Here is a 6,131-nt window from a genome sequence, read left to right as displayed (position 1 = left end):
TGGCCTCCACGTATTCTACGTTCCGGCCTTTTTTCTATTGAGTGAAAGGCTATTATCTCTCATTCAACATTCCATTTACACAGTTATTTTTACACTCCCTAACGGCGGTCTCATAGAAACGGAGTTTGAGACAATATTGAAGGCAAATCATGGGATTCCACCGTTAGCCATTGTAAAAGACCTTGGATCAGACCTTCGGTGTGGAGGAAGGCGTTTCTGTGAAGTTCACCCTGAAGTAATTGATATTTATGATGCGCCTCATAAAATAGCCCGGCTTTATGAACACCTTCTCAAAGAAGATGAGCTGTGGAATGAATTCAAGAAGAAATGTGCTGATTTCAAAAAACAGGTACAGCTCACGGAGTACTCAAATATAGCTCCACCAAATCAACGATCGAAAGCACGGTATCATAATGTTGATGTTCTTGTTGATTGGGGGTTTGGTCAGTTAGAGCGTTATAGGAACCTTTCTCAAAAAGAGCGAGAAAGACTAAGCTGGCTAAAAGAATATGAGGGAGAACTGAAACACTGGAAAGAACTAGTTGATATAGGCAGAGTTGGCAGGGATTTTGTGCGGAAAAAAGGTCTTTGGTTGGAATGCCATGAGGAATTTGCAGATTGCTTGGTAAAGATAGATATTAGTCCACGCGCTGACAAATTTGCTTGTGACTTGGTAGACTTTATTGAGGAACAGGGTAATAAAATACCGGAAGGAAAGCATCTCATCGGCTCATCTGAGATCGTAGAATCACTATTTGGAAAACATAAAAACATAAGTGAGAGGGGGCCAAAGCCCATGGGCCGTTTAATTTTATCTATGGCTAGCCGAGTAGGAGTGAAGCCCTTGTACAAACAGCTTTTGAAAAAATCAAAGAACGCGATGTCGATGAATGGTTAAAAAAGTCATTTTGCTAAGAAATTTGGAAGAGAAACGCAAACACACGCGCAGAGGGGTTTAGGCTAATTCCTGACACGCCATAAAGGAACTGAGCCAGTCGATCAAGAGCTTGCATTTTGGTTAAAAGATAACCCCAATAAAGCTAATGATTTTTTTAAAGAATGTCTATATAACTCTAAAGTTCCTGAAGAAAGTACTCCCCAGGTATTTAAAATCCTTCTTGCACAATACCAAATCAAAGAAAAAAAGTTTTTAGACAATCAGCCAATTTACAAAGAGCTTTTAGATTGCATAGAGAACAAAGAGAATAAGCTTGAGCTGGTGGGACAGATTTACAGCTCTTACATAGAAACAGAGACCCAAAAGAACACTTTTAGGTTTTCAAGTATAGAAGATATTGAAACCCGCTCGCGCTTTGCAGGGTTGCTTGTGGAGTATCAGAAAAATCAAAAACCTAAGTGTTCTTTTAAGTGTACACAAGCTAATGTTGGTTATAATGTTGAAATGGATTCCACTCTACAACTCGTCTTATCACCTGATCTAATTGATGCCCCAATCAATTTATCACATATTTGTTTCAAACAGCTTGAACCAGATATAACTTTTAATAAAGTCCTAAATAAAATCGAAATGAACAATGTTGAAGGAAAAGCTTTTGCCGAGTTTAATAAGCATTTTCACCCCTTTTATGCTAAGTTAATGGAAAGAGGTTTTAAAACTCTTGATAAGGTCAACCCACGGCATTTGTATCAATGGAACTACTACAGCCCCAAGAATCAATACTGGCCCTTCCCTCTTGAGAATAATTACAAAGAACAAGTCGATCAATTCATCAATAGTGATGGTATTATTGTTTATAAGACAGGAAATCCTTTGTACTATGACCCTAATAGCAACGATTTCAAAGAGCTCTTGGATACAAGAGACAACAATTCCCTGCAGATCCATTACTTTTACCGCCTGTTCAAAGAAATAGATTCTAGCTATTGGTATGGGCTTAGCAATGGAAGAAGAAAGTTTTTCTACGATAAGTTCGTGACAAAGGAACTTATTAAACCGCTAAACAATATTAGTAGCAGCAATTCCAGCAGCAGTAGCAGCTCTAGTTCGCAGGTTCTTTCGCAAGAAGATCAGATAAAAGCGCTCTTTGCTTAAAACTTCAGGGCAGCTTTAGCGCCGACGTAGCCAGCTGGATCGTAGTGGAAGTAGCGGGGCTTGGCCCCGTGCCGGTTGCGGAGGAGGATCCAGCCGCCAAAGTTGACGCCCCCAAAGACCCCAACGTAGACGTAGCGGGTGTTGAGGTTGATCCCCAGATCAAGACCTGTTGCATGGACCGAGACCATCGAGTTGGGATCGGCAGCCCGCTTGCTCACCCGGTGAAAGGAGCGGTACCATCCCCCAAAATTGCTATAGCTCAAAGCTGCTGACCAGTGCTTGGCAAAATAGTAGTTGAGAGAAAAGTCGAGGGGGAAGATCGCTCGGAGCTGCCACTTTTCATGAAAGGACCAGTCAAAACCCAGGATGGGGAACAGGTAGGTGCTTTTGACACCCGATTGTCCCACAACACCAATGTGAAGGCCGATGGGGCGGCTATAGGCCAAACGTCCCCAGACTGTTCCCCGATAAAAAGCGTTGTTCCCCATATTAAAGCGGTCGAGGTTGGCTTGGACGCCGAGGTTGACCACCCAGCGCCAGTCGGGAATGGTGGTGGTGATGTAGGCAATGGAGAAGACGGCATCGTTAAAGTTCTTCTGGTTAAAGGCGGGGTTTTTGTCCCAGTCGAGTCGCATGTGTCCATAGCCAAACTCAAAGGAGAGAGCATGGTCTTCGGCGGGGTAGGCATTGATGAAGATGGCGCCGGCCCCTTCGGAGTAGTGGAGGTCCGATCCTCGAAAGCCTTTTTTGTCGATATCAGCTCCGCCCACAGCGGCAAAGTAGCCGTCGATGTAGACCCGCTCTTTTCGGTGGATAAAGCAGTAGTCGGTCGCCAGGGTATAGTTAACCGCTTGAAGGAGTAGAGGGAAGAGCAAAAAAAGTAACCACTTCATAAGGTTCTAATACCTTTAAGGGGCTAAATTTTGCAAGGCAATGCCTCCAACCATCCGCAAAAGCTCTCCCTCTCGTTCTGATTTTTCGAGGTTCCGGATCTCGGTCAGAGTCCGCCCCTCTTTCTCTTTTTTGGCGATCTGGAGGTGGTGGTTAGCATAGCGGGCCACTTGGGGGAAGTGGGTGATGACAAGGACTTGGGTTTGCTTTCCGAGCATTTGGAGTTTTTGCCCCACAAGGGAGGCGGTTTCTCCCCCTATATTGGCGTCGATTTCGTCAAAGACGAGGGTAGGCAGCGCGCCCTTTTCTGCGAGGAGGATTTTTAGGGCAAAAAGGAAGCGGGCCACTTCGCCGCCGCTGGTCTGGTTAGAAAGGGAAGCGGGCGCCTCTCCCTGGTTGGCGGCAAGGGAAAAGGTCACTTGGTCCCCACCTGTGGGGCCAAGTTCTTTGGACGAGAGTTCGATGACCACTTTTGCGTGGGGGAAGTTTAGGGAGAGAAGCTCTGCGGTGAGCTTTTCTTTTAAGGTTTTTGAGGCTTGTTGCCGCTTTTTGGTGAGCGCCTTTGCAAGGAGGCGGTTTTCTTCTTGTTTGACAAAGAGTTTTTCTTTGGCAGCGGCGAGCCGTTCATCTTGGTGCTCGAGGCGATCGATTTTTTCTCGGAGCGCTTCTAAGTAGGTGGGAATATCTTCGGGCTGGTATTTTTTCTTGAGCCGATTGAGGGTGGTAAGCCGCTCTTCGAGCTCCTCGTAGCGGGCAGGGGAGTAGTCAGCATCGTCGAGAAGCTTAGAGGTTAAAAAAGAGGCCTCTTGGAGTTGGCAAACGGCGCTTTTTAGAAGGTCGATAAGCTCGGAGTTTTTGCTGAGCTTTTGGAACTGGGTCAGTGTGGGCAAAAGGGAGGGGTGCTCAAGCCCTTCCTGAATGGCATTTAGTCCCTTGGTTTCTTGCTCGGAGTCGGCGAGCTTTTTATACTCTTCAAAGAGGGTCTCCTCCTCTCCTGCAACGTAGCCAAAGGTCTCCCACTCCTCAAGCTCCCATTTTAACCGCTCGAGTTCGACAGGGTCTCTTCTTTCTTTTAAGAGCTCTTCGAGCTCTTTGGCCTCTTGGTAAGAGGTGAAAAAATGGGCGACCTCTTCCTCTAAATCGCCATAGAGGTCGAGGAGCTTGCGTTGGGTCTCACTTTGCCTGAGGGTATGGGCACTATTTTGCCCGACGAGCTCTAACAGGTGGGGGCCGAGGGTGGCAAGGAGAGCGAGGGGAACCCGCTGCGCATTGATGAAGATCTGGTTTTTCGCACTCCGAAAAACCTCCCGCTTGATGATCAGGTCTTCCTCTTTATCGAATACAACGCCAGCTTCTTCGAGAACTGTATGGAGAGCGGGGAGTTTTTCGATCTCAAAGGTGGCTTCAATGACCGCTTTCTCCTTCCCGGCGCGGATGAGATCGCTACTCACCTTTTGGCCCGTGAGGAGGTGGATCGCTTGGATGAGGAGGGTTTTTCCCGCTCCTGTCTCTCCGGTGAGGACATGGAAGCCTCCATCGAAGGTCAGCGTTGCCTGGTCGATCAAGACAAAGGAGTCGAGAGTAAGGGTTTTGATCACGAAAACTCCTGGATCGTCTTGAAATGGAGTTTGGCGACCCAGTGGAGGTGTTCTTCCCCATGGGTGCTGAGGAATTTCCGCCCCGCTGCAACGACTTTTGGGGAGGCCCCTTTGGGAAGGGTGAGGTTAAACTCTTCGGAGAGCTTGTCGATCCCCCGGACAAAGGCAGCGCGGGCAAGGATCGAAGCGCCAGCAACGACAACATCTTCTTCTCCGCGGTGGCGCTGGCAGAGGTCCACCTCAAGTGCTTTCCGCTTGAGGGCCGATTCGACCACATGCTCACTTGCAAATTGATCGATAATGACCGACTTGCAGCTTGTTTTTTCGACGATTTCTTCGATCGCTGTCGCATGTCCCCAGGCAAGGAGGTGGTTGAGGTTTTTAAACTGGCTATAGAGCTCGTTGTAACGTTTGGGAAAGATCTGAATGATCGCATGGTCACACTCTTTTTTGATCTTATCGGCAAGTTTGATGATGGTAGCATCGGTGAGCCGTTTACTGTCGCGGATCCCCATCTTGATCAGGGCGTGGATCTGGTCGGAGTTGGCATAGAGGGCGGCGACACAAAGGGGGCCGAAAACATCTCCTTTGCCCGCTTCGTCAACGCCGATATGGGGGGTGGTGTTGGCGACTGTTTCGGGGTAGGTGTAGGAGACGTTGCCGAGAATTTCTGGCTCGAGGTAGTAGGAGATAAAGTCATCCTTTCCCTTTCCTTGAACCATGAGTTTTCCCGACTCATAAAGGGTGCAAGAAACGCCTGTCTTCTTTGCCTGAAAGAGGGTGTAGGCAGGTTGGGCTAGGGTAAACCCTTGCTCCTCGAGATCTTTTTTGAGTTTCGGGGCAAGGGAGAGGTCAATCTCGGTAATAAAATTTGCTGGTTTGTTCATATTCTATGGACTATACTGGAGTTTTAAATTGAGCGCAATTGGGATGGGTGATAGAATAAGGGGCATGAAGAAAAAACTTCCTATAGGGATCCAAAGCATTAAAAAAATTATTATTGGGGGATATGCCTATGTTGATAAGACAGGGCTTGCCCATGAGCTGCTTAAGCGGGGAGAGTACTATTTTATCATTAGGACACAAGAATACTCGGTCCTTTAGGGCCGAGATGAAAGGCGCAAAATACTCATTCTATTGGTTTTTGCTGGTTTTCGATATATTGCCTGATTATTGAGATAGGAGCTCCTCCGCAACTACCAGCAAAATAACTTGGGGACCAAAAGTTATTGCCCCATAATGCCTTTTGAACTGAAGGATATCCTTTTTTTCGAATAAGCCGGGAAGAAACGCCTTTTAAAGAGTTAACTAAGTTAGAGATAGCAACCTTTGGGGGGTAGTTAATAAGTAGAGGTACATGATCGTACTCTCCTTCAAATTCTATAAGCTCTGCTTGAAAATCTTGGCAGACCTTTTGGAAGATTTCTCTTAGGAGCTGGGCAAAAATAACTCATGCATTTCTGGTGCCATAGCGCTTTAGCTGCGCGGCGCAAATCCGCAGGAAGCTTATTAGCTTTCAAGGAGTTGCAACAAAGCAGATGAAGATGTTATGGTTGCAGAAATGTATAAGTTATTTTTGCCCAGCTCCT

General features: G+C 46.8%; 5 protein-coding genes and 2 pseudogenes. 3 read left to right on the top strand and 4 right to left on the bottom strand.

Annotated elements, in window-relative coordinates; genetic code table 11:
* Both NEPTK9_RS08850 and NEPTK9_RS08845 read left to right on the top strand, forming a co-directional pair.
* Window positions 1-898: pseudogene (locus NEPTK9_RS08850) on the top strand (hypothetical protein); the annotation flags it as partial.
* Window positions 899-1,219: 321 nt separating this feature from the next.
* On the top strand, window positions 1,220-2,053 hold the full coding sequence (locus tag NEPTK9_RS08845) for a hypothetical protein (RefSeq protein WP_194848471.1): 834 nt from the start codon (window positions 1,220-1,222) through the stop codon (window positions 2,051-2,053).
* On the opposite strand, the gene NEPTK9_RS08840 is transcribed toward NEPTK9_RS08845, so the two are convergent.
* The 3 genes from NEPTK9_RS08840 to rnhC are packed head-to-tail and all read right to left on the bottom strand — an operon-like array spanning window position 2,050 to window position 5,429.
* On the bottom strand, window positions 2,050-2,946 hold the full coding sequence (locus NEPTK9_RS08840; RefSeq protein WP_194848470.1) for a DUF6268 family outer membrane beta-barrel protein: 897 nt from the start codon (window positions 2,944-2,946) through the stop codon (window positions 2,050-2,052). The genes NEPTK9_RS08845 and NEPTK9_RS08840 overlap by 4 nt on opposite strands.
* Before the next feature lie 15 nt (window positions 2,947-2,961).
* The gene (locus tag NEPTK9_RS08835) at window positions 2,962-4,542 is read right to left on the bottom strand and encodes a DNA repair protein RecN (RefSeq protein ID WP_194848469.1); all 1,581 of its coding nucleotides are present in this window, start codon (window positions 4,540-4,542) and stop codon (window positions 2,962-2,964) included.
* The gene (gene rnhC / locus NEPTK9_RS08830; protein WP_194848468.1) at window positions 4,539-5,429 is read right to left on the bottom strand and encodes a ribonuclease HIII; all 891 of its coding nucleotides are present in this window, start codon (window positions 5,427-5,429) and stop codon (window positions 4,539-4,541) included. The genes NEPTK9_RS08835 and rnhC overlap by 4 nt, the downstream gene beginning before the upstream one ends.
* 64 nt (window positions 5,430-5,493) lie before the next feature.
* Here rnhC and NEPTK9_RS08825 point away from each other — a divergent pair, with 64 nt between their 5' ends.
* The gene (locus NEPTK9_RS08825; protein ID WP_194848467.1) at window positions 5,494-5,646 is read left to right on the top strand and encodes an AAA family ATPase; all 153 of its coding nucleotides are present in this window, start codon (window positions 5,494-5,496) and stop codon (window positions 5,644-5,646) included.
* A gap of 25 nt (window positions 5,647-5,671) precedes the next feature.
* On the opposite strand, the pseudogene tnpA reads toward NEPTK9_RS08825, so the two are convergent.
* A pseudogene (gene tnpA, locus NEPTK9_RS08820) lies at window positions 5,672-5,974 on the bottom strand (IS200/IS605 family transposase); the annotation flags it as partial.
* Between the last annotated feature and the right edge of the window lie 157 nt (window positions 5,975-6,131).

It is taken from the genome of Candidatus Neptunochlamydia vexilliferae (assembly GCF_015356785.1).
In the GTDB taxonomy this organism is placed as follows: Bacteria; Chlamydiota; Chlamydiia; order Chlamydiales; family Simkaniaceae; genus Neptunichlamydia; species Neptunichlamydia vexilliferae.
The sequence above is the reverse complement of the archived record's forward strand: the minus strand, read 5'-3'. Positions and strand labels throughout refer to the sequence as shown.

What these genes read in the sequence shown, in the direction of transcription:
- NEPTK9_RS08840 (WP_194848470.1), bottom strand. Translation starts at nt 2,946, where the DNA reads ATGAAGTGGTTACTTTTTTTGCTCTTCCCTCTACTCCTTCAAGCGGTT.
- rnhC (WP_194848468.1), bottom strand. Translation starts at nt 5,429, where the DNA reads ATGAACAAACCAGCAAATTTTATTACCGAGATTGACCTCTCCCTTGCC.
- NEPTK9_RS08825 (WP_194848467.1), top strand. Translation starts at nt 5,494, where the DNA reads ATGAAGAAAAAACTTCCTATAGGGATCCAAAGCATTAAAAAAATTATT.